We start from the raw sequence: 22,793 nt of genomic DNA on the forward strand, positions 1-22,793 counted from the left end.
TTTTGGCATTCGTCTTGCTGAAAGGAAAGTTACGAATTGTTAAGATTACATATAATTCTGGCCTTTGTGGCAACAGCTTTGCTCTTTGCCGTCGCAGATAGACAGCAAAGGCGGGATAGAGAAGAACCCGATTTCTCTTCTTCTCCCTTATTGAGTGTGATGGAGGGGGAGATTTCCGACCACAATACTCATCCTACATTCAAGTTCTCATTTTCAGATCTCAAGATAAGAGCTAGAACATTATCTAAACTACGTTACATTCCACCTAAACATTCCACTACAGATTTTTTGAAAGGTCTACCCTGGAACCAATACAAGAACATATTCTTTCGTCCTGAAAAATCAGTTTGGAAGAAGGAAGGAAATCCTTTCCAGCTACAGTTTTTGCATCCGGGTCATTTGTATAATACGAATGTACGGGTTTTCGAAGTAAGAGGGGACTATGCGAGAGAGATCCCATACGATCCTGCTTCATTCGATCTATCTAAACTAAAAGGTGTAGGAGAGCTTCCGCCTAATCTAGGTTATTCGGGTTTTAAGATCCATTTTCCGATCAATACACAAGAGCATACGGACGAGTTCGCAGTTTTCCAAGGTGCAAGTTATTATAGGATCATTTCTAAAAAACAATGGTATGGTCTTTCCGCTCGCGGGATCGCAGTCAATACCGGTATGCCTTATCCGGAAGACTTTCCTTCCTTTAGGGAGTTCTATGTTGTCAAACCGGACAAGACAGACTCTACGATTACGGTTTATGCTTTATTAGATGGAAGGACCGCCACAGGAGCCTACGAATTCCAGATCACCCCAGGAAAGGTTTCCGCCGTAAAAGTAAATGCAGAGGTAATTCTTAGGACCAAGGTAGATCGGCTCGGGATTGCTCCTTTGACCAGTATGTATTGGTACAGCGAGACTAGGGGAATTCCTAAGGGACAGGCTTATCCTGAGTCTCACGATTCGGACGGATTACTGATCCATTCCGGAAAAGGAGAATGGATTTGGAGGCCTCTGGACAATCCGAAACGTAGCACAACGTATTCTTTCTCGGATGAAAATCCGAGAGGTTTTGGGCTCATCCAAAGAGACCGAGAATTCCAGAATTACCAACATAGCGAGATGAAATACCAACTCAGACCAAGCGCCTGGGTGGAGCCTGAAATTCCTTTTGGCAAAGGTTCTATTCATCTTTTGGAAAACCCGACCGTTCAGGATTCGGACGATAATATGGGAGCCTATTGGATGCCGGAGCCTCTTCCTCAGCCAGGAACTCCATTCGATTTTTCTTATACAGTTCGTTGGCCGGATACGGATCCGCTTCCTGACTCTATGGCAAAGGTCGTAGCCACTCGGATCGGAGACGCACAAGGAGATCCTGATCTGAAAATGTTCTATGTGGATTTCAAAAGTTCTAATTTAAGTTCTTTGGATCCGTTTGCATACATCCAAGCCAGAATAGATACCGGAGAAAATGCAGAATTATCCGAATATTCCGTTCAAAAGATAGAAGAGACAGGAGTATGGAGACTTACCTTCGGAGTGTATCCTAAAAATAAATTTAGGCCCTCCGATCTGAAAGCAGCATTGAGCAGAAACCAAGAGATCATTTCTGAAACCTGGAATTTCGTACTTGAGCCGAACTAAGAGAAAACAGGAAGATCTGAGCGACTCAGATCTTATGAAAAATCTTCATCTTTCCAAAGAATGGGAACGCTTGGAACTTTACCTGAGAGGAATGGGGATCGAAGATAGTTTGGAAATCCATAATACTCTTTCTAAGGTTTTCGAAAAATCCAAATCCTCCGACAAGAATATATTCGAAATTTTTAAAGAAGAAACTTCCGCAAAATTACATCGTGATTGGGAGAGTCGCCTACCTCCTTTGGAACCGGGCTCCATGGTGCCTAGACCTATCGATTTTGGACCGCTTGCGGATCTGGTTTCTCCTTCTGCGGAAAAACCGGAGCCTGTTGCCTTGGTTCTGACCGCGTTATTTTGGGCTGCTGTTTATATATCTCTAGCTTTCTGGTATTTCTCATGAATGCGGGAACTTTTCCTACGGGTCTTGCGGAGCCGGATGGTATCTTAAAGGAAGCGTTCGATTCCAGAAAATTTACGTATAGAAGGTTGGGATTCGTTGGAGTTCTGGGACTTCTATCCTTATTCGGGATCTATTTAGAATATCGTTTTCTTTTAATAAACGGGATCTCTCCTCTGGAATGGGCGACCTTACTCTTATTCTGCTTTTTATTTCCTTTATTAGCGTTCGGAGCTACGACTGCGATTTTTGGTGCAATCCAAAGAATTAGAGGAGGAGATCCTACACGTATCTCAGGTTTGATTGCGGGACAAAAAGTTAGCCCGAAGGAACTCCCACCCACCGCTGTAGTCATTCCGATTCACTGTGAAGATGTGGCCAGAGTTGCAGCCGGTCTAGAATCCATGATGAAGTCTGCAGCCTCAGTTGGCCTGGGGGAGAACCTAGACTTCTTCTTATTATCGGACACTACTGATCCTGATATCTGGCTGCAGGAGGAGAAGGCATTCTCCAAACTTTCCAGAAAACCGGAAACAAAGGGAAGGGTTTATTACAGGAAAAGAAGGATTAACCTAAATAAAAAATCGGGAAATATCGCGGACTTCTGTAGGAGATGGGGAAGACGTTATAGATATATGATCGTCTTAGACGCGGACAGTTTGGTCACAGGTGATTGTATGCTGAATCTGATCCGCCTTATGGAAGCAGTGCCTAACGCAGGCATTATACAAACAGTTCCAAAGATCATCCGAGGCAAAAGTTTATTCCAAAGAATGGCACAATTCGGGACCTGGCTGGGCAATCCAATCTTTGGAGCGGGATCGTATTATTGGCAGGTGTTTTCCGGACCTTTTTGGGGCCATAATGCGATCGTAAGGTTGAAACCTTTTATGGAACACTGCGGACTTCCCGGTTTGCCCGGAGAAAGTGCCGTAGGTGGAAAGATCCTTTCTCACGATACGGTAGAAGCAGCCTTAATTAGAAAAGCTGGATATACAGTTTGGTTCGCATACGACTTAGAAGGCTCTTACGAGGAATGTCCTCCCAATCTTCTAGAAAGTCTGAAAAGAGACAATCGATGGTGCCAAGGAAATTTGCAACATTTCTGGTTTTTGTTCGTCGGAGGCTTACGTATCTCCAGTAGGATCCATATTCTCTTGGGCATCCTATCTTACGGAAGTTCTCTTCTTTGGGCATTGTTACTCGTCGCAACTAGTTTTACAGTTATGGCGGATACGGACTATTACCGTTTGGCTTCTATTCCGGAAGAATGGGCACAATTCCAAGAGAGTATGTATCTTCCCGTATTTTATGGATTGCAGATTTATACTATTCTAATATTGTTCATGCCTAGGATACTTTCCTTTTTGGACGGTCTATTTTTCCGTAGGAAAGAAAGCGGGATCGGATTTTTCTCGTTTATCTTTTCCTTTCTGATCGAGTTTATTCAGTCGGTGATCTTGGCTCCTGCTTATATGGTCCAATACACGCGATTCCTTTGGATGACTTTTTGGAATAGAAAGATAGAATGGGGACCTCAAAACAGGGATTCGACCCAAGGGATCGATAGAATGGCCGCAGCTCGAGCCTTACTTCCCCAAGCATTTTATGGTACAGGAATTTCGATCTGGTTATTCGTGTACTATCCTGTACTTTTTTATTGGTTATTACCGATTACAGGCGGTTGGCTTCTTTCTTATTTCTGGGCAGTATGGACTTCTTCCTCAAAACAAGGAGAAATTTGGAAAAGAAGGGGACTTCTTTTAACTCCGGAAGAAACCAAAGGGAATATTCTTTTGTCAGATACAGAAAATTTGGAAAAAGAATATTCCGAGTTCTTGGATGGAATGGGATCGGGCAGAGGGATTTTTCTTTCGGTTGTGGATCCTCTTCTGTTTCGTTTCCATACTTCTCGTTTGAGGACCAGAAAAAAAGAATCGGATGCACGTAAAAGATATATGGACGTTTTGGTTTCTAGTTGGAAAGAATCCGGTCCTGATTCTTTAAATCCTAAGGAGATGAGTCGACTTCTTTGGGATAAGCGTACATTGAACGATCTTCATTTCTGGTTTTGGGAAACAGATCTTTCTAAAACTCACCCTTGGTGGAAGGAAAGATTTTTAGAATACCAAACCAGGATACGGAAAGAACAGATCGTCTCCTGGTTTAAATAGTTTTAGCGAACTGCTTGGTATACTTCCTCTCTGTCTCCTTTTGAAAATACGAACTGCCAAAGTTGTATTTTTCGAGAACGGAACGCTCCAGCACAGCTTAGAAGATAAAACTCCCACATACGTCTGAATCTTTCTCCGTACTTTTTCTGGATCTGGCTCCATCCATTTTCGAAATTATGATACCAAGCCATAAGCGTCTTGTCATAGTCGGGGCCGAAATTGTGAAGATCTTCCAATACGAAAAGATTCTCACTCGCTTTTGTGATCTGTGCCGCAGAAGGAAGATGTGAATTTGGAAAGATATACTTTTCGATCCATCTATCGGTAACTTTATTAGAATCATTGGAACCGATCGTATGAAGTAAAAATAGTCCCTTCTCCTTTAGAGATTTATAAACTATTTCCATATAGGTCCTGTAATTTTTATAACCCACGTGTTCCATTTGGCCTACGGAAAGGATAGAATCGAAATTGTCTTTTACGTCTCGATAATCCATCAATTCGTATTTTACTTTTAGGTCTTTGGATCTTTCTTCTGCTAACGCCAATTGTTCTTTAGAAACGCTGATTCCGAACACTTCTGTTCCGTATTCTTTGGCGGCATATCTGGCAAGTCCTCCCCAGCCACATCCTATATCCAGGACCTTCATGCCTGGTTGGAGGTCCAACTTCCTGCAAATCAAGTCCATTTTATTTTCTTGGGCCTTGTCTAAGGAGGTAGCATCCTTCCAGTAGGCGCAGGAATAAACCATTTCCTTGTCTAACATCAGCTCGAATAAATCATTTCCAAGATCGTAATGTCTTTCTCCGATCACAAAAGCTCTTCTTTTGGATTGGCGGTTTAATATTATGGATTCTAAATATAGAAATAGATTTCCCCAGGTCTTGGCAGCCTTTTCTATTCCTTTATCTAATAATCTTCTGACTGTTTCGTCGAACCTACCGCATTCAAACCAACCGTTCATGTATGCTTCTCCTAAGCCAAGAGAACCGTTGGTTAATATTTTTTCGAATAGTCTATCGTCCTTTACTTGGATATCCCAATCTGCAGCGCCTCCAAAGCTGACTCCTGCCCTTGCAAATAATTCTTCTACCTTACCGCGAACTCTTTCTTTCCACATAATGTCCTCCCTAAAGATAGATCGCAATGATCCGAGTAAGTTAACCTATTTATGGAAAGAGGAAAAGTAAAAAAATGATAGAGACTCCGTTCTAGTATGGGTTCTTCAAGTAAACAATTGTTAGTTGGAAAGTAAGTTTGTATTCGAGTATTCTTGTGCCCATAAATACATGAAGAAATAAAGGTTTTCTAAAGTTTATTGCCTGAAAGAATTTTTTCCAACTCTGAACTTTTTATTAACACGGAATCCTGATACAACATTAGAGGAGTTTTACCATCCTTCGTTTTAATATCCACTTTTGCTCCTCTCTGTATCAAAAGTTTTGCAGTTTCCGCGTTAGCGTATTTGGACATTACGAGAAGATGAAGTGCAGCATAACCTGCTCCATTTTGGTAATTTGGATCCGCTCCTTTATCTAATAATATGGTTATAACTTCCTTTCTTCCGTAAAAGGCTGCCATGGCAAGTGCTGAGCTAGGTTTTGCCCCTTTTTGTAATAAGAGTGTAACTAAATTTATGATAAGATTGTCGTCTCGAAATGGAGGCGCAAAGACTACAAAATCGATTGCGGTAGCTCCTGATTTGGTCTTTGCATTTACGTCGACGCCATTTTCTAAAAGATATGCAACTGTTTCCAATTGTAAATTAGAGGCTGCATAATGGATAGGCTGCATCCCATTTTCGCTCTCTTGATTTAGCGGAATACCTTCCGCTTTGAATTTTTTAAGGGCATTGATATCTCCGCTATCGGCCGCACTTGCAAGCGGTGAGAGGCAATTTAAGAAATATAAACAAATATACGTTATACATATTGAAAGCCCGAGATGGAAATTTTTTATATCGATCAAATTTTTCATATTACTCCGTTCTGCAAAGCAGCGCTAACTTTATAGAAAGCGATGTAAACATGTCAAATTCGAAATTTTTAGGCGTTTGCTTATATAAGCTCTTTTATGCAGGTTATAATATCGGTTATTGGATCTTTTTGCAGTATTGGATCAGGACGGACGTTAGAGTCTATTGCGTTCTTAGAAGATTTTTCCCAACGGAAAGAAAACAAGTCGTTATGAGAGATATACGAGGATTTATACTGAGATTGTAACGCTTCTACTAAATATTTGTATTCTGGAAAGTTACCCCTATCGGTGTAAAGTATAGGAGTTCCTGAAAAGTAAGATTCGCTTAAGATCCCGTAACCGGGTTTTGTCAATACGAAGTCGCTCGCCCTGAGCAGATCCGGATAATGGCAATGCGGAATGGTAACAATCCCCAGATTATTTTTGGCCTCTATCTTCCATTCTATTCCACCGATCACGATCCTTCTTTTGGATGGGTCCCATTCTTTCCAATCAAAATGAGAAGAGTCTATCCCGTAAGCTCCGAAGGAAAATAGATAATACTCAATGCCTTCTTCGAAGCCGTAATATCTTCTGGCCTCTTCTTTGTTTAGATTTGGCTTGCGACCCAATAATCCGATGTTTTTGGTTTTAAGGATAGAAGTAACCGGACAAGAAAGTGGAAGGACAAGCCCCAGATCGCAGAGTGCGTATTCTTTCTTTAATTCTTTGGAGTATATTTGGAATATAGAAGATTCGTAATATGAATATATATAATCCCAAGTAAAATTCCCTAAAAATAAAGAAGGTATCTTTAGATCGGAAGATATCAGAAAAGGAAGAGATGAAGAATCGGACCAAATGATATCCGGCCTTTCTTTTTTGAGATATTCAGTTTCTAATTGTAAAAGAGAGTTTTTGTTCTTCTTAAATTCTAAGATTTCGGCTTCTGTAGAATCCAGATCCATTCCGAGAGAATCTTTTTGTACGATACCAACATCTGATTTCATTTTTCTGAATCGGATCCTGGATCTGACTTTTCCCCAAATACCGGAAACATCTAAGGAGGAGGCGAATTCTTCTCCTCTGGGAGAATGGATAGTCGCAGACCATTCGGGATTTTGAATTAAAATTTGCAGAATAGCTTCTAAACTGCGGCTGATATGACCGAAGCCGTGGCCGCTTACGTACGCGGAGATATGGACCTTTTTCATTAACGATTCTGTCGAAGTACTTCGTACATTAAAATTCCTGCGGACATTGCCAGATTTAGACTATCCGCCACTCCCTTCATAGGAAGAGAAATATATTGATCGCTTTGGGATCTTGCATATTCGCTTAAGCCGTACTGCTCACTCCCGAAAACAAGCGCGACTTTACCTTTCAGGTTTGCGTCCCAGTATAAGGATTTTGCTTCGGGAGTCACTGCGAATGTTTTGTATCCTGCTTTTTGGAGAATAGGATAGAGTTCTTGGATATCAGACTGGAAAACATCCAAGGTAAATAATGTTCCAGTAGAAGAACGAATAACGTTTGGGTTAAATAGGTCCAGTCTTGGATCTGCAACGAATACCTTATGAAATCCCGCGCCTTCTGCAGTTCTTAAAATAGTACCTAAGTTTCCCGGTTTTTCGACACCTTCGATGACGAGTATAGGGTCGTCCGAAAGTTTTGTTTTGGGAGATAAGGAGAAGTCCGGCAATTCTGCAGTGGCAATCAAACCATCCGGTCTGTCTCTATAAGAGATCTTTTCGAAAATTTGTTTTGGAACGACGATCGTTTTTGCATCTATAGAAGATACAAGACCTTCTTCATTTTCTCCTAGATAACAAGAAGGGCAGGTGAGTAAGTATTCGAACTTGATTTTGCCTGAAACTTTCGCTCTTTGGAGCTCTCTAAAACCTTCAATGAAGAATGTGCCGGATTTTTCCCGGTTCTTTTTCTCTTTTAGTCCTGAGATATACTTCAGCTTTTCATTTGAAAAACTGCTGATTTCCAAAATGTCTTTTTTCAAAGTTTCACTCTATTCGAATAAAATACACAATTGGAGCCTGCCGGATGAATTCTTCCTGTGGATTCTGAAATAGAAAGTTCTTCCGTGAGATAATTCCCAGGAGTTTTGATCCTTCCTTCTAAAATCCTCCGAAGTGCAAGTGGACTGAATCCTGTAGAATGGCAGGTCAAAAACACGAACTCAGGTTTATTATCGCAGAGTTTCATAAGAAGGTCCATCATCTCCGGCAGATCTTTTTCTATTTTGAAAACTTCTCCGCTGGCTCCTCTTCCGAATGTAGGCGGATCTAAGATAAAACCTATATATTTTTTATCTCTTCTGATCTCTCTATTCAGGAATTTTAATACATCTTCTACGATCCATCTCACTTTTTTTCCCGCGAGACCGGACACTTGCGCATTTTCTCTGGCCCATTCTACCATTCCTTTGGAAGAATCCAAATGGCAGGCGTCCAATCCTCCGGCTAACACAGACAAGGTGGAAAGCCCAGAATAAGCGAATAAATTCAGGACTTCTCCCTGTCCCGCAAGTTGAGAAGAAATATTTCGGATCCGATCCCAATTGCTCAATTGTTCCGGAAAGATCCCAAGATGCCCGAAGGGAGTAAACCGTATCTTAACGGTCAAAGGAGGAATTTGGATTAGAAACTCATCTTCCGAATCAGGCCTGGAAGCGCTGGATCCTCTCCAGCTCCAATTTCCTCCACCCTTGTCGCTTCTATGATATTCACCGTCAGCGTCTTTCCAAAGAGAAGCTTGGGTAGGCGGCCAAGCGGCAACCGGAGAAGGGCGAATCACTTTATATGGGCCCACTTGTTCTAACTTTTTGAAATTTCCGGAATCGATGAGTTGGTACGTATTTTTATTTGTGCTCATAAGTTATTGGTCCAAGGGCTCGCATTTTTTATAGATATGCACCTTGAAGTATTTTCCCTCCGGAAATTCCTTACGTGTAGGATGATCCGGTTCCGGTCTTAATTTATAAAGATCCTTGTACTTCCATCCTTTGATTGCCAAGGTTTCTCGGCCAATCTTTTCGAATTCGGACTCCAGGATTCTTCCGGAACAAGAAAGTAAGATCAGGTCTCCTCCCGGTTCCAAATGAAAGAGTGCCTTAGCTATTAGACTACGATATGCTTTTTTGCCTGCGGGAACAGAAGCTTGGTTCGGAGTTAGATTAGGCGGATCCAAAACGATGAGTGAAAATTTTTTGTCTTCTAAAAATCCCCAGTCTTGGAATAGATCCGCCCGGACCATATGATGTTTTCCTTTTGTAAAGATCGTATTCTTCTTTTCAAAATTTAGGACCTCTTCTTCCGGCAAGAGACGAGACGAAAATTCTTCTAATGCTTCTTTTGCGCCATCGGCGGAGAAGACAGAGTTTGCCCCGGCTTCTTCTAAGCATACCGATGTGAGTCCAGTATGAGAGAATAAATGTAAACAATCTCTGTCGCGGGCTAGTTCCGATTTTTCTAATATAAACGAGCGTAAATTCCGAACGTCCAAAAAGAATCCACCTTTCTGGCCAGGGATCCTGGTTTTCCATTGGACTTGGTTTACAAAAATTTTTTCCTCATATGGAATTTCTTTTTTGCCTCTTAGAAAGCGAACAGGCAAAGATTTTTCGGAGCCTATTCTTTGGGGAGAGATCCATACGATCTGTTTTGGGATTGGTTCTTCTAATTTTGGTGCGATTGAGTAGAGAATCCTAACTACTAATCTGGAAAATTTTCTCAAAGATTGGGAATAGGTTTGGACCACCCATGTAGATCCGTACCGATCCACTGTGACTCCAGGGATTAGATCATTCTCTCCATGCAAAAGTCTATACGCGTTTGTTTTGGTTCGGAGAGGTTTTCTGAGTTCTAATGCATTCTCTATCGTTTGTCTTAATTGGAGAAGCGAGAATTCGTTTCCTCTTTGGAGGATCCGTATGCCGATCGGACCGGAAGAAGAATAGATCCCGAATCCTAATGTTTCGTTCGATCCGGAAACAAGTCTCATCCAATCCCCGTCTTGGAAAGCGGAGACCGCGGTGGATAATTTTCCGTTCAAGATCCAAGGATGCCCCGATTTCAAAACCGATTCGGTCGTTTTGTTTAATTGGTATCTTCGAAAGCGATTCATTCCAGAGTACATAAAAAAGGACAGAGCAGAACTCTGTCCTTTAGAAAACATCGGCCTTGAAAAATCTTACTTTTTCTTAGCGTCGTCGTAAGAAGTGTCAGTAGCTCCAGTATAGATCTGACGAGGTCTTCCGATCTTCATATCAGGAGATTCGATCATTTCTTTCCACTGAGCGATCCAACCCGGAAGACGTCCCATCGCAAACATTACTGTGAACATGTTCACAGGAATTCCGAGTGCACGGTAGATAATACCGCTATAGAAGTCCACGTTCGGATAAAGTTTTCTTTCTACGAAGTAAGAATCTTTAAGCGCCGCTTCTTCTAATTCTTTAGCAATATCTAATAGAGGGTCTTTTACTCCTAGTCTATAAAGAACTGCATCACACGCTTTTTTGATGATCTTAGCGCGTGGGTCGAAGTTTTTGTAAACCCTGTGTCCGAATCCGGAAAGACGGAATGCGTCATTCTTATCTTTTGCTTTTTCTACGATCTTTTTCACTGGAAGACCGGAAGCTTTTATCTCTAAAAGCATTTCTAATACTTCTTGGTTGGCTCCTCCGTGACGAGGTCCCCAAAGAGCACAGATACCTGCGGAGATCGCACCATACAAGTTTGCGAGTGAAGAACCGACCAAACGAACTGTGGAAGTAGAACAGTTTTGTTCATGGTCCGCGTGAAGTATCAACAGAAGGTTCAGGGCTTTTACGATCTCAGGATCGATATAATAGTCTTCGCTCGGGACGGAGAACATCATATTCAAGAAGTTACCACAATAATCCAGGTGGTTCATCGGGTGAACTGTAGGTTGGCCCAAAGACTTTTTGTAAGCGAATGCTGCGATTGTAGGGAACTTCGCTAAAAGACGAACCATAGAGATATGTCTATGATCCGCATTTTCTGGATCGTAAGAATCTTGGTAATAAGTAGAAAGTGAGCCGATCATAGTGGACATGATCGCCATTGGGTGGCCGTCTTTAGGGAATCCATTATAAAGACGTTTTAAGTCTTCATGGATCAAAGTGTGCATTGTAAGCTCTTTGTCCCAATCTTGCAGTTCCTTGTCGGAAGGAAGGTGACCGTAGATCAAAAGGTAAGCTACTTCGGTGAAGCTTGATTTTTCGGCCAATTGTTCTATCGGGATCCCGCGGTATCTTAAAATTCCCAACTCTCCGTCCAGGAATGTAACTGCGCTAGTACAGGCACCGGTATTTAAATAACCGTTATCTAACGTAATGTATCCTGTTTGCTGTCTAAGTTTGGAGATGTCTATGGCCTTTTCGTTTTCTGTTCCCGTGATGATGGGTAGTTCATATTCTTTACCGTCGATTTTTAAGATTGCGGTGTTTGCCATTTTTTACTCCTGTTAGATGAATGATATCGGACGAACCGGCATAAGGTAGACCTTGGGACAGAGAAGCGAAATTGAAAGCTCGGCCCGGTCCTTAGAACTATCCTATGGATCTGAAATTCTAGACAATCTAAAAAAAAGAATCCGTATTGTCTGCTCAGCGGTTTTTATACTGCCTTAAACTTTGGTAATTATAATAGTTCGACGTTACGATCCTGCAATAATCACGGGGCTCTTTTAAAGGAAGTTCCTCTAAAAAATGATTAAAATCTCCGTGATAATGATTTCGTTTCCATTTTCTGAGATTTCCAGGACCTCCGTTATAAGCAATAGAGGCCCATTTCAAATCGTTTTCATTGGAGGAGAGAAGATATTTCAGGAATTTTGCACCCATTTGGATAGAAATTTCCGGATCAAAAAGAGAATAAGGACCTAGGCCCAAGCCTTGAGCTAACCCTTTTCCCGTAGGTCCCATAATCTGCATTAGGCCTCTCGCATTAGAAAAAGAGACTGCATTCTCTTTAAAAAAAGACTCCTGTCGCATAACTGCATACACAATGTCTTCTTCGATCCCGAAGGATTGGGAATAATGGGAAACTATATCCTTATGAGGTCGGGGATATATCCTGGATGCGAGTTTAGAAGGAAGAAGGATCACATCGTCAGGGATCCTTCTTCTTTTCATTAGATTTCTTGTATGGAAGACGGTCAGATATTGGTTTCCGGTAACTTCTCCCAATGCCGCAAAAATTTCGTCTTTTTCTTCTTCCGATGTTCCTGTTTGCAGAACATATTTGTCCACGAGAGAGCTTGCGTGGGCCATTTCTCCGATCTCTAAATATTCTTTAGCATTTTGTAATAGATGATTCCCTCTGATCCTGCTATGAGCGGAATCGATCCGGATATCCAAAGAGAACGAATCCGGAAAATAGGCGAATTCCAGATCTCTTCCTAAGATCTTGTCCGAGTATTTTGGATCTCCTGAAGTCAACGAAAGATATTCGAATAATGTATCCTTGTTCCTAAGAGGGCTGTCCGGTTTTTGGACAGTAGAGATCTCGGTCGCGAATTCTTCTCGGATCACCCTGGTATAATAAGAACCAGGGATGAACTTATAATAGGATTTTAACCAAGAAAGAAGCTCGTCTTGTTTGCCCTTGGATTTTAAACTTCTTAGATACCAATAGACTAATCTACCTTTGACCGGAAGATTCGGGATCCGTTTTAGGGCTTCTTTCCAATAAGATTCTTCCAGAAAATGAGAATGGTCCCCGATCAAAAGATCGATCAACTCGTCTTGCCGGATAAGATTATAAGGATTTTTTTCGAGAGAAGAAAGTAGTCCGTTAAAGTATTTATCCCTTTCTCCCAGACGTTTATAGGCCCTCGCATAGGCGTATTCCACAGACTCGGAAGAAGAAAGATTAGTTTTTTCTAATAGATCTAAACCTGATTTTGCAAGGTTCTGGTTGGAAAGTTCTACGGACATTGCTGCAGTGAATTCTGGAAAATATTCCGCATAATGTTTGTGTCTGGAAAAAAGAGAAGAAAGTCTTTCCGGATAATATTGGACTAAACCTCTTGCGGCTGCCTTCCAGCTTTCCGGTCTTTCAAAAACGATAGAACTGAAATATTGATGAGAAGAAATGAAAGTTTTTTTGTCTACACTGTCTAAGAAAGGAAGGAATAATACAGCCTTCTCCAAAGGAATTTGTTTATAAAAAGATTCCCCTTTCCAGGTTTTGAGATCTGTATAAATATCTTTTTTAACGTAAGAAGGAACATTTGCATCTTCTGCGAGAGCGTATAAAAGATTTTCCCCTTTTTGGACTTCGCCGAATTTATATAAGGCCTTTGCGTATCTGTAATAAGCCATTGCGCCGAAATATTCTTTTTTGTCTTTTTCGGAAAAACTTTCGGCGTAATCTTTTGCCTCTTTGAATTCTCCGTTTTCGTAATGGATGCGTAAAATTTCCCCAATTACATTTTTATAAATAGGATCATAGTCCGGAGGAAGTTTTTTTAAGTAGGAGATAAGCTCGGAAGAAGATACACTTTTTCTTTTTACCATTTCCTCATACAGTTTCCAAAAACTCATTTTGGTAATTGCATTCAGAGGAGGCAGAGGATTTTTGATGAGGCTGTGAAGTTCGTCCTTGGTGACTCCAACCACAAGCCTGCCCTTTAAAAGGGATACCAGATATCTGAACTTATTGCCCTCGTCCCCATCCGGATGGGTCTCATGAAAGCGTACAAGTGCATAGACCTCGGATTCTTTGGAAGGAGATCTTTCCCGGAAAATCCTGCGTATTTTTTCTAAACTATAGGATTTGACCAAGTATTTTAGGTCGTCGTCCGCAAAAAGACTGCCGACAACTATAAACGGGAGTAACCCCAGAATCGTTTTTTTCATGCGATTCTTCTCACTTAATCCGCCTTAAAAAGGGTTCAACTCCAAAAAGGAGTCTTTATGCATATATCGGTATCAAATACAGAATGGCCTGAAATAACTTTAAGGCATCCGGACTTCGAAGGTAAAAAACAGGATCGAAAACCGGATACGGAAGTACTTCGACTCAAAACTAAAATTTTAGATCATTATAGCGGAAGTATCCTGACACATTTGAGACCTTCTCATTGTTTCAGATCGGACCTATTCGGAAGATTCGTATTCCATTCTCCTCGTTTGGACTGGATCAGAGAAGACGGGATCACGGAAAGAGAAGAGAAACTTTTGCGCTTATTCTTCCAAGAGTTGTTGGATGAGTTGAAAGGGAATTTAGTTTGGGACCCTGAATTATTCTTTTTATGTTCCGCGTTCTTACTATGTGAAGATAGGATCCGAGATTACCAAGAATTGGTATATTCTTTCGGAGAAGATCTGAAAGAAGCAAAAGAAGGAAGAAGATTATTATACTTCATAGACGCTATTCAGGAATCCGAAAGTTTTCTGAAAGAAGGTCTGGAAAGAAAAGAAAAAATCGCATATAACCATAAACTACAAGGATTAAGCCAAGAAGAGCAGAATGAATTGTTCGATCTGGTAATTTCTTCCCAAGAACCTGATCTGGCCGGACTTGCCTATTTCTATTTCAAGGATAAGAAAGAAGGGATCCGAAACATAAAAGTTTTGGACGTAAGCATTGCGAGAAGAATAGAAGAATTTTCCAGAACGGAAGCTGACTTTTTCCTGGATCAATATTCTCTCAGACATACCATCCTTGACAGATTCTTTTTAGTTAAAAAATGCAAACCAAGAGACTTTGTATTCGAATGGATCTCGGAAGAAAAAAAGAAAAACGGAAGAGAAGAGTTAAAAGAAACTCTACGTGATTCCATCCAAGAAGGAAGCGACGATTCTTTATTCGAACGTTATAAGATCCTGAAAGAACAAGGTATGTCCTATACTCTCAGGCCGTTCGAACTTTTGGTACTTTGGAATTCTACCTTGGCAGGAGAATTAGATTCCGAAATGATCTCAGTCCGCTCCCAAACCCCGGGTTCTTATCTGACCCAAAGAGCGATCGCAGTACAAGAATTTAAGGACAGAAAGTTCGAAACATTTAGAGAGAGGTTAGTATTAACCGGAAGATTCCAATATTCTCCCGAAATGGTTTATTTAAAAGCGATCTCTCTTTTGGAAACCGGACCGGTGGAAGAGGGAGTCCAACTTATGGAATCCTTGGTCCATAAATTTCCGCAGTCCGATTTTTTAAGATTGGTTTTGGATCGGTATAAGGGGAAGAGTTGAACCCGGACGATGCCGGGTTTTAAGAGGAAAAGTTAATTTTTATAAAGATATAATCTTTCCTTTAGAATCGTAAGTAACATTTGAAATTACAGTTCCAAAATACACTCCTTCGCTTCCTCCGTAAGTGATGCCAATTGGAAAGTAAGTGGTTCCGCTTGTCCCAAACCGGTTAGTAGAAATTTTCGTACCGTTGGGCTGATAAATAGTAACAAACGCATCTGCATTTCCGATTTTAGGAACTGAATCAAAGGAAACTGTGCTAGTTCTACCTAAAATATAAATTTGTCCGGACGGTCCGACTGTGATTCCCCCGGATGCCGCACCTGCACTGCCGGAAAGTTCTCCTAATGTTCTCGTCCATTGTTTAGTTCCGGAAGAATTGTATTTCATCGTAAAAATATTTTCAAATCCCGGTCCAGATTGTCCGTCAATATCTCCTTGAATACTTGAGTCACCCACTAAATAAATATTTCCTGAAGAGTCTGTCGTGATCCCTCTCGGATATAGTGATCCGACTTGTCCTACCATATTTGTATAAGATGATAATCTAACCCATTGAAGAGCGAGGTTTGAGTTGTATTTTGTTACGAATAGATTTGTCGAGACGGAAGAAGTCTCTCCTTCTAGGGTGTAACCTGTCAATCCAGCCAAATAGAGATTTCCGTTCGAGTCGATTGTAACAGAATAAGGAACGGTAGAAGTTCCCGCATTGCCCAAACGGACAGTGGTACTTAGGTCGCCATCTGGTTCTATCTTTTGGATAAAAACATCATTTAATCCTGTTGCAGCTTGGCCATTGATTGCGGCTCCTGTAGATCCTACCCAATAAATATTGCCGGAAGGATCCAGAGCGATGTTTGTTTTACTGAAAACTTCCGGAAAAATTTTAATCCATAATACGGCGCCGTTCGAATCTAATTTGCCTATGAATGTACAGGATCCGGAACAAGTTTTTCCTTCTAAATTTCCATTGGTTAAGCCGGAAACATATACATTCCCATTTGAATCTGCGAAAACATTACTAGTGGTTCCTCCGTTTCCGGCTGGATCATCCAAAACGATTGTCCATTCTTTACATAGATAATTCGATCTATATTTGATCACGAATGGGTTTTTGTAAGAATTGACCGAATTCCCACCTAAGTCATTAGTCGATTCGCCTGTAAGATAGAGATTTCCGGAAAAGTCTTTGGAAATTGCTTCCGGGTCTGTATCATCTGTTCCGATTAGATCTGCAATAGTTCCATTAGAACAATTACTACTGCCTCCTCCTCCTGTTCCTGGATTTTCTCCTGAATCGGTTCCACCGGAAATAAATGGAAGTAACGAGGTAACCCCAGCTGATGAGGACGAAGACTCGCAAGAAATAAAAAGACTTAGTATTATAGAAAGAGAGAATAATATTTTAAAAATGTTCATAGTTATACTTTTTATTCAAGGATTTTTGGATCGAGACAGGTGAACAGTATTTTTATGCAAGAAGAATAACGTTTTTATTCAGAACGATCTAAGTTGAGTTTCTGGTATCCAAAAATGGATAAAGACCTTACTTTCTCTAATTTGATATAGAAAAACATGAAACATAAAAGTAATATGCTTAAGGGATATATATCTTTATCGGATATCCGACTTGTAAGAGTTTGTGAAAGCATTTTCAAAGGAGGACATACCTCTTTAAAATTCGAAATTTTCCTCCAAATAGGTTAAAAATTCGAAATAGAATTTCCTTGCCTTAGAATTGTACTCCTTCTAAAATTTGCCCTAAGAACCCCCATGGCCATCACCCAAGAACAGATCCTGGAACTACAAAGACATCAGAAGATGATCCAACAATTGGAGAAGATCCAAAGATTATCTAAAAATGACGAACAGAAGTATAGAGTTTCCAGGGATCTGGAAAAATATCGAAATCGGATGAGGGAAATTTCTCCGGAAGGAATTCCGGATAACCTCGAAACTGCTGCAGAGCAGATCCGCATGTTCCGTGAGAATCCGGACGCCGCGGGAAGGATCTTGGCCAAGTTTCCGATCATGAAAATTTCTCCCAATTCGAACGATACAGAGGTGAATCAGATCGGCACCTGGATCAATGTATTGGATCGGGAATATCTTCCTATATTAAACGAAACTCATATTCGTTTCGACTTCTCTCATGGGAATGAGAAAGACGGAGTGGTAAAACATATGGAAAATATCCGCCGGAACATCAAGGTTTTGACGGAGACGATCGAAGAATACCAGGCCGCTGAAAAACAGGATTTCAGAGAGCAGCTGAGCCGGATGAAAAATAAACAGACCCGTATTTTTATCGCGGAAGCTTTTGAAATGTTCCAAAAGTTTAATGAATTCCTTTCTAAGGTTTTGGGTGAGTTCAAAGCGGGAGGGGGAGTGATCATGAACATTGAAGATCGGATCGTTTTCAATTCTCGTTTTGAGAAGGCGACTGAGTTGGAAGGTAAATCCATTCCGGAAGCTTTGGAAGAATTCAGGGAATTCACCGCGGAAGTTTTGGATCGCATCAACGTTCCGAATATCAAACATTAAGATCCGGTCGACGGCTTTTCAGGCAGTTTTTCTGAGATCAGGGAGATTTCAGAAGGATTCTGGGACCGAAGTTCCTACAAATTACTATAGTCCGAGACCCGAGTAAAAACCGTATCGAAACTAAAAAATTCCTTTTCCTATGCCCAGGGGGCCGTTTAGCTTGTGTTTACACCGGATCTATTCGATCCGAGTCTATAGGATTCAGAATTCATGGCACTTGTTAAGAACTCCTCCGAAGTTACAAACTCCACAATCGGCGAAAATTCCTACTTTAACGGAAAATTCTTCATCAATGGATCCTTAAAGATTGATGGAAAGTTCGAAGGAAAATCTCTTCAAGCGGAGCAATTGTATATCGGAGCATCCGGTAAGGTCCGCACGAATATCACTGCTGCCAGCGTTATTATAGAAGGTATCGTAATCGGAAATATCACCGCTCGTAACAGAGTGATGCTTCTTCCTACTTCCAGAATTTTGGGAGATATCCGCACTCCGGAATTGATCATCCAAAACGGAGTGGTATTAGAAGGACGTTGTATTATTTCCAGCGACCTGAAACATTCCAACAAAGATCATATCGAATTGGAATACGCTAAGGACTCCTTAACCTTAGAAAGACTTTTCGGTAAACAAACCGCAGCTAAGGAAGCTTAATCTTCCCGTTTACAGGCCGTGATTCCCATCCTCATCACAGAAGGAGATCCCTGCGGAATCGGGCCTGAAATTCTTCAAATGTCTGGGGAGAAGTTAAAAACTTTCTCCCGACAAAGACAGATCCTACTCATCAGTTCTAATTCTTTCCTTTCTTATCCTGGTTGGCAGGAAATCAAAGATCCATTTTCACTTTCTTCTCCCGGGCTTTATCTTTGGAGAACCAATTCACTTTCTTCTTCCGAACAAAAATCTTTGGTGATCGGTAAACCTGGTCCATCTTCCGGAAAAGCTGCGTTTGCAAGTTTAGAAGAAGCTATCCGCATCCAAAAGAAAATCGGCGGTAACCTGATCACTCTTCCTCTGAGTAAAGAATGGGTGATTAAGGCCGGTGTGAAAAAGTTCACAGGTCATACGGAATATCTGGCGGAAGCTTATAAGAAAAAAACCTATATGCTCATGGCAGGAAAAGAACTGAATGTTCTTCCTTTAACCACTCATGTTCCTTTGAAGAAGGTGCCTTTTTACTTGAAAAAGATCCACCTGTCCAGTTTCATTTCTGCAGTTCGTTCTGCCCCTATCTCTAAAGGAAAAATTGCATTCTTAGGTTTGAACCCTCATGCAGGAGAAGGTGGAAAGGTCGGCGACGAAGAGAAGAAGATCCTAATGCCGATCATTTCTAAAATGAGAAAGGCCGGGTTAGACGTCACAGATCCTATCTCCGCAGACGGTGCGTTCAGCGAAACTTCCAGAGCAAAATATTCTCTATTTTTGGCATGTTATCATGACCAGGGGCTCATCCCATTCAAGATGGGGGAGGGAAAATTCGGCGTGAATGTAACTTTGGGACTGGATTTTATCCGGGTTTCTCCGGACCATGGGACTGCTTTTGATATCGCAGGTCTCGGAAAAGCAGATCCGGAGAGTTTTCTGCAATGTTTAGAGTGGGTGTCTAAGCCGGTTTCTGCCGAGAATGATCTTAGGAGATCTTATTGATGTTTCTCGCCCAGTCAGGTTCCTTATTGCAGCAGATCGTATTTCCCATCTTTTTGATTTGGTTCGTGGGTTTGACTTTGGTACTGATCCGAAACGATATAGAGATCATTTGGAAGATCGCTACGTTTTTCGTTTTTGTGTTTTACTTCTTCCAATTTTTTCCAGAGCTAAAAGAGGCTTATGAAAGATTATCCAAATCGTATCCTTCCGAGATCTTAAGCTGGCTCTATGGGGTCCCAAGAGCGATTTACTTTTTCCTATTATTCCTCTGGCCGATTGCAGTGATTCGTATGTATTATACAGCTTCTCCGGTTTTGGCAAATATGACTGCGAGAACTCTCGTAGCGGCTACCTTGGCGTATTGGATCTTCTTTTTGGTGTATCATCAATTCACAGGGCAGATCGATGAGTTCTTGAAGACAAAGTTTATTGAGTGGATTACGATCGTTCCGACCGGGAAATGATCCCTCCTTTTCGGGCCTCACGTCGATCAGTATAGTATCCTTGGTTAATACTCGCTTTATAAATTCTTTGCCTGCGGAAGAGATAGTATCGAAGATTTGGATACCTGCTTCTTCAATTTGATAAAAAATACTTCTGCCTTCTCTTCTGTCCCGAACTAGTCGTGCCTCTTTTAATACCTGTAAATGATGTGAGGTAGAGGCAATACTCATTCCTAACTCTTTTGATAGAATGTCGACATTCTTCTCTGCTTGGACCAAAAGATCTAATAGTTCTCTCCTTTTAGGTTTGGATCATGTTCATCCCATCCTAAAAGATATTATAGAAGAAGGTACTTCTTTTCCAGAAGACTTCGTAGACTATGTCATGATCTTCAACTTACTTCACTATGAAGATCCTGTTTCTATTTTAAAAGAAGCGATTCGTATCTTAAAGCCGGGACGGGTAGCGGGACTTGTACATTGGAATTACGATCCCAATACTCCTCGGGGGCCAAAGATGGAGATCCGCCCTAAGCCGGAAGAGATACATAGATGGGCAATCGAAGCAGGGTTTAAAATCGGGTCTGAAAAACCTATTGATCTCCCGCCTTATCATTATGGATTTATTGCTAAAAAGTAATGGTAGTCTGATTTACACTTGAACTCAATTCAGGGGTCCATCTTGAATAGACCATAATGGGAATTACCAAGACAGAGTTATTTAATAAGCGGCAGAATAAGATCGCCTCTTATGCGAAAGCCTTAGGGCATCCTGCCCGTATTGCGATCTTGGAATCTATTCTCAAAAGAAAAGCCTGCATTTGCGGAGACTTGGTCGAAGAGCTTGGATTAGCTCAGGCAACGATCTCACAGCACCTAAAAGCCTTAAAGGATGTGGGTATTTTGCAAGGGACCATTGACGGCCCTTCTATCTGTTATTGTATCAATAAAAAAACTTGGGAAGAGATCGGTGGCTATTTTGCTCCTTTTCTTTCTCAGATCCCAGAAAGCGGAAATTCCTGCTAAAACCGCTTGACATTAATCGTAATATTGCGATTTAACGATTAATGTCTTCAGAAACCGTTCCTGAAAAAAGATTATCGTTTATAGATAAATTTCTTACAGTTTGGATCTTTATAGCTATGGGGATAGGGATCTGCCTTTCTATTTGGCTCCCCGGTTTTGTATCTTGGATCAGAAGTTCTGAGTTCGAGGGCACAAATATCCCGATCGCAATCGGGCTCATTTTTATGATGGTTCCTCCTTTGGCTAAAGTCAATTTTGCCCGAATCCCTAAGGCCTTCGGACGGATGGACCTGATCCTGTATTCTCTATTTTTAAATTGGGTCATCGGGCCTTTGTTGATGTTCGGATTGGCCTTTCTTTTCTTTCCGGAAAATCCGGAATATCGGGTCGGATTGATCCTGATCGGTATCGCTCGTTGTATCGCAATGGTCTTAGTATGGAACGATCTTGCGGATGGAGATCGGGAAGTCGCCGCAGGTCTTGTCGCATTGAACAGTATCTTTCAGCTTCTTTTTTACGGAGGCTTGGCTTATTTTTTTGTGAGTGTTCTACCGGGGACATTCGGATTTACGAACTCTTCCATCCATGTTCGTTATTGGGATATTGCATACAGTGTTTTAATTTATTTAGGAATTCCATTTTTATTAGGTTGGGGAATTAGAACATTAAGCTTTCGTTTTAAAGGAGAAGAATGGACTACTAAGAAATTATTACCGTTCATTTCTCCCGTAACTCTGATCTTTTTACTTTTGACGATCATATTCATCTTTAGTATGAAAGGGGATTCTCTTATAAATATCCCTTTGGATGTTCTTAAAATATCCGCTCCTTTATTGATATATTTTATTTTCATGTTCTTCCTCAGTTTTGGACTAGGAATTCTGACGAAGGCGGATTATCCTAGGAACGTAGCTGTTTCTTTTACTGCTGCGGGTAACAATTTTGAATTAGCGATTGCCGTTGCGATCGGCACCTTTGGGATCGCATCCGGACAGGCATTCGTAGGGATTGTAGGACCTCTTGTGGAAATTCCGGTCCTCGTTCTTTTAGTGGAGATCGCGAAAATATTCAGACAGAAATTTTATCTAAAAGGTAAGACTGAGTGAGCGTTCTTTTTGATCCCATCCAAACTTTTTTAAGAAAAATAGAAAACGAGTCGTCTTTGATTTCCGAAGAAAGAAAGGAAACGTTACTCGAGTTTGCAAGAGAGATTAGAGAATTAAAATTAAATCAGAATTATTTTGAAATTGTATTTGTTTGCACTCATAATTCTCGCCGCAGCCAAATCGCACAAATGTTTGCTTTTGTTTGCGCAGAATATCTCGGACTTTCCGGGATTGGATCTTATTCGGGCGGAACAGAGGTGACTTCTTTTCACCCAAACTCGGTCCAGGCACTCGTAAAGATCGGTTTCAAAATAGAGAAGGAAGAAGAGACGGGAGATAATCCTAGATACCGGATTTCTTATAAAGAAAACAGTCTGCCTGTCTCGGCTTATTCTAAACTTTATTCGGACTCTTCAAATCCTAAACGGAAATTTATAGCCGTGATGGTTTGTTCCTCTGCGGATGAATCTTGTCCTTTTGTTCCGGGAGCGTGGAAGAGGATAAGTCTTCCATATTTGGATCCCAAGGAATTTGACGGCACTGCCCAAGCTTTCGAAAAATATATAGAAACATGTGAAACGATCGCAAGAGAACTTCTTTTTGTAATGGAACATGTCTAA

At 41.1% G+C, this 22,793-nt stretch carries 21 protein-coding genes and 1 pseudogene; 12 read left to right on the forward strand and 10 right to left on the reverse strand.

Annotated elements, in window-relative coordinates:
- The first annotated feature begins 36 nt into the window (after nt 1-36).
- From LPTSP_RS00545 to mdoH, 3 genes are read left to right on the forward strand one after another with little or no spacing between them, the layout of a single operon-like run.
- Entirely contained in the window at nt 37-1,641 is a 1,605-nt protein-coding gene (locus LPTSP_RS00545) for an OpgD/OpgG family glucan biosynthesis protein (RefSeq protein WP_108926901.1), read from the forward strand.
- Nucleotides 1,628-2,038: a hypothetical protein gene (locus LPTSP_RS00550; protein ID WP_108926902.1), complete on the forward strand. Its 411-nt coding sequence runs from the start codon at nt 1,628-1,630 to the stop codon at nt 2,036-2,038. Before LPTSP_RS00545 ends, LPTSP_RS00550 begins: the two co-directional genes overlap by 14 nt.
- The gene (gene mdoH, locus LPTSP_RS00555; protein ID WP_108926903.1) at nt 2,035-4,209 is read left to right on the forward strand and encodes a glucans biosynthesis glucosyltransferase MdoH; all 2,175 of its coding nucleotides are present in this window, start codon (nt 2,035-2,037) and stop codon (nt 4,207-4,209) included. The genes LPTSP_RS00550 and mdoH overlap by 4 nt, the downstream gene beginning before the upstream one ends.
- Nucleotides 4,210-4,211: 2 nt before the next feature.
- On the opposite strand, the gene cfa is transcribed toward mdoH, so the two are convergent.
- The 8 genes from cfa to LPTSP_RS00595 form a co-directional block, all read right to left on the reverse strand.
- Nucleotides 4,212-5,330 carry a cyclopropane fatty acyl phospholipid synthase gene (cfa, locus tag LPTSP_RS00560; RefSeq protein WP_108926904.1) on the reverse strand — a complete coding sequence of 373 codons (1,119 nt, stop codon included), beginning with the start codon at nt 5,328-5,330 and terminating at the stop codon, nt 4,212-4,214.
- 188 nt (nt 5,331-5,518) lie between these two features.
- The gene (locus LPTSP_RS00565) at nt 5,519-6,187 is read right to left on the reverse strand and encodes an ankyrin repeat domain-containing protein (protein ID WP_108926905.1); all 669 of its coding nucleotides are present in this window, start codon (nt 6,185-6,187) and stop codon (nt 5,519-5,521) included.
- 80 nt (nt 6,188-6,267) lie between these two features.
- Nucleotides 6,268-7,380, reverse strand: a complete 1,113-nt coding sequence (locus LPTSP_RS00570; RefSeq protein WP_108926906.1) for a glycosyltransferase family protein — start codon at nt 7,378-7,380, stop codon at nt 6,268-6,270.
- Entirely contained in the window at nt 7,380-8,180 is an 801-nt protein-coding gene (locus tag LPTSP_RS00575) for a TrmH family RNA methyltransferase (protein WP_108926907.1), read from the reverse strand. The genes LPTSP_RS00570 and LPTSP_RS00575 overlap by 1 nt, the downstream gene beginning before the upstream one ends.
- The gene (locus LPTSP_RS00580; RefSeq protein ID WP_108926908.1) at nt 8,177-9,055 is read right to left on the reverse strand and encodes a class I SAM-dependent methyltransferase; all 879 of its coding nucleotides are present in this window, start codon (nt 9,053-9,055) and stop codon (nt 8,177-8,179) included. Before LPTSP_RS00580 ends, LPTSP_RS00575 begins: the two co-directional genes overlap by 4 nt.
- A 3-nt stretch (nt 9,056-9,058) precedes the next feature.
- Entirely contained in the window at nt 9,059-10,306 is a 1,248-nt protein-coding gene (locus LPTSP_RS00585; RefSeq protein WP_245915426.1) for a class I SAM-dependent rRNA methyltransferase, read from the reverse strand.
- Between the two features lie 66 nt (nt 10,307-10,372).
- Nucleotides 10,373-11,659 (reverse strand): citrate synthase, encoded by a 1,287-nt coding sequence (locus tag LPTSP_RS00590; protein WP_108926909.1) that lies wholly within the window; start codon nt 11,657-11,659, stop codon nt 10,373-10,375.
- Between the two features lie 154 nt (nt 11,660-11,813).
- A complete protein-coding gene (locus LPTSP_RS00595; RefSeq protein WP_108926910.1) occupies nt 11,814-14,069 on the reverse strand; it encodes a lytic transglycosylase domain-containing protein in 2,256 nt (751 codons plus the stop codon).
- A gap of 57 nt (nt 14,070-14,126) precedes the next feature.
- On the opposite strand from LPTSP_RS00595, the gene LPTSP_RS00600 reads away from it, so the two are divergent.
- Complete coding sequence (locus tag LPTSP_RS00600; RefSeq protein ID WP_108926911.1) at nt 14,127-15,407, forward strand: hypothetical protein; 1,281 nt, start codon at nt 14,127-14,129, stop codon at nt 15,405-15,407.
- Between the two features lie 39 nt (nt 15,408-15,446).
- Here LPTSP_RS00600 and LPTSP_RS00605 read toward each other — a convergent pair whose 3' ends face one another.
- Nucleotides 15,447-16,826, reverse strand: coding sequence for an SBBP repeat-containing protein (locus LPTSP_RS00605; RefSeq protein WP_108926912.1), 1,380 nt, complete (start codon nt 16,824-16,826; stop codon nt 15,447-15,449).
- 354 nt (nt 16,827-17,180) lie between these two features.
- Between LPTSP_RS00605 and LPTSP_RS00610 the strand changes: the two genes are divergently transcribed.
- From LPTSP_RS00610 to LPTSP_RS00625, 4 genes are all read left to right on the forward strand, one after another.
- Nucleotides 17,181-17,951: a hypothetical protein gene (locus LPTSP_RS00610; protein WP_108926913.1), complete on the forward strand. Its 771-nt coding sequence runs from the start codon at nt 17,181-17,183 to the stop codon at nt 17,949-17,951.
- A 210-nt stretch (nt 17,952-18,161) separates the two neighbouring features.
- Nucleotides 18,162-18,605, forward strand: a complete 444-nt coding sequence (locus LPTSP_RS00615) for a bactofilin family protein (RefSeq protein WP_008592184.1) — start codon at nt 18,162-18,164, stop codon at nt 18,603-18,605.
- A 78-nt stretch (nt 18,606-18,683) separates the two neighbouring features.
- Entirely contained in the window at nt 18,684-19,598 is a 915-nt protein-coding gene (locus tag LPTSP_RS00620; RefSeq protein WP_108926939.1) for a PdxA family dehydrogenase, read from the forward strand.
- On the forward strand, nt 19,598-20,062 hold the full coding sequence (locus tag LPTSP_RS00625; RefSeq protein WP_108926914.1) for a hypothetical protein: 465 nt from the start codon (nt 19,598-19,600) through the stop codon (nt 20,060-20,062). Before LPTSP_RS00620 ends, LPTSP_RS00625 begins: the two co-directional genes overlap by 1 nt.
- A gap of 162 nt (nt 20,063-20,224) precedes the next feature.
- Here LPTSP_RS00625 and LPTSP_RS19235 read toward each other — a convergent pair.
- A pseudogene (locus LPTSP_RS19235) lies at nt 20,225-20,320 on the reverse strand (ArsR family transcriptional regulator); the annotation flags it as partial.
- On the opposite strand from LPTSP_RS19235, the gene LPTSP_RS00635 reads away from it, so the two are divergent.
- From LPTSP_RS00635 to LPTSP_RS00650, 4 genes are read left to right on the forward strand one after another with little or no spacing between them, the layout of a single operon-like run.
- Nucleotides 20,292-20,681 (forward strand): class I SAM-dependent methyltransferase, encoded by a 390-nt coding sequence (locus tag LPTSP_RS00635; protein ID WP_245915427.1) that lies wholly within the window; start codon nt 20,292-20,294, stop codon nt 20,679-20,681. The pseudogene LPTSP_RS19235 and the gene LPTSP_RS00635 overlap by 29 nt on opposite strands.
- Nucleotides 20,682-20,737: 56 nt before the next feature.
- Entirely contained in the window at nt 20,738-21,067 is a 330-nt protein-coding gene (locus LPTSP_RS00640; RefSeq protein WP_108926915.1) for an ArsR/SmtB family transcription factor, read from the forward strand.
- A gap of 41 nt (nt 21,068-21,108) precedes the next feature.
- Nucleotides 21,109-22,173: an ACR3 family arsenite efflux transporter gene (gene arsB / locus LPTSP_RS00645; RefSeq protein ID WP_108926916.1), complete on the forward strand. Its 1,065-nt coding sequence runs from the start codon at nt 21,109-21,111 to the stop codon at nt 22,171-22,173.
- The gene (locus LPTSP_RS00650) at nt 22,170-22,793 is read left to right on the forward strand and encodes a low molecular weight phosphatase family protein (protein WP_108926917.1); all 624 of its coding nucleotides are present in this window, start codon (nt 22,170-22,172) and stop codon (nt 22,791-22,793) included. The genes arsB and LPTSP_RS00650 overlap by 4 nt, the downstream gene beginning before the upstream one ends.

Source organism: Leptospira johnsonii (genome assembly GCF_003112675.1).
GTDB classification, from domain to species: Bacteria; Spirochaetota; Leptospiria; order Leptospirales; family Leptospiraceae; genus Leptospira_B; species Leptospira_B johnsonii.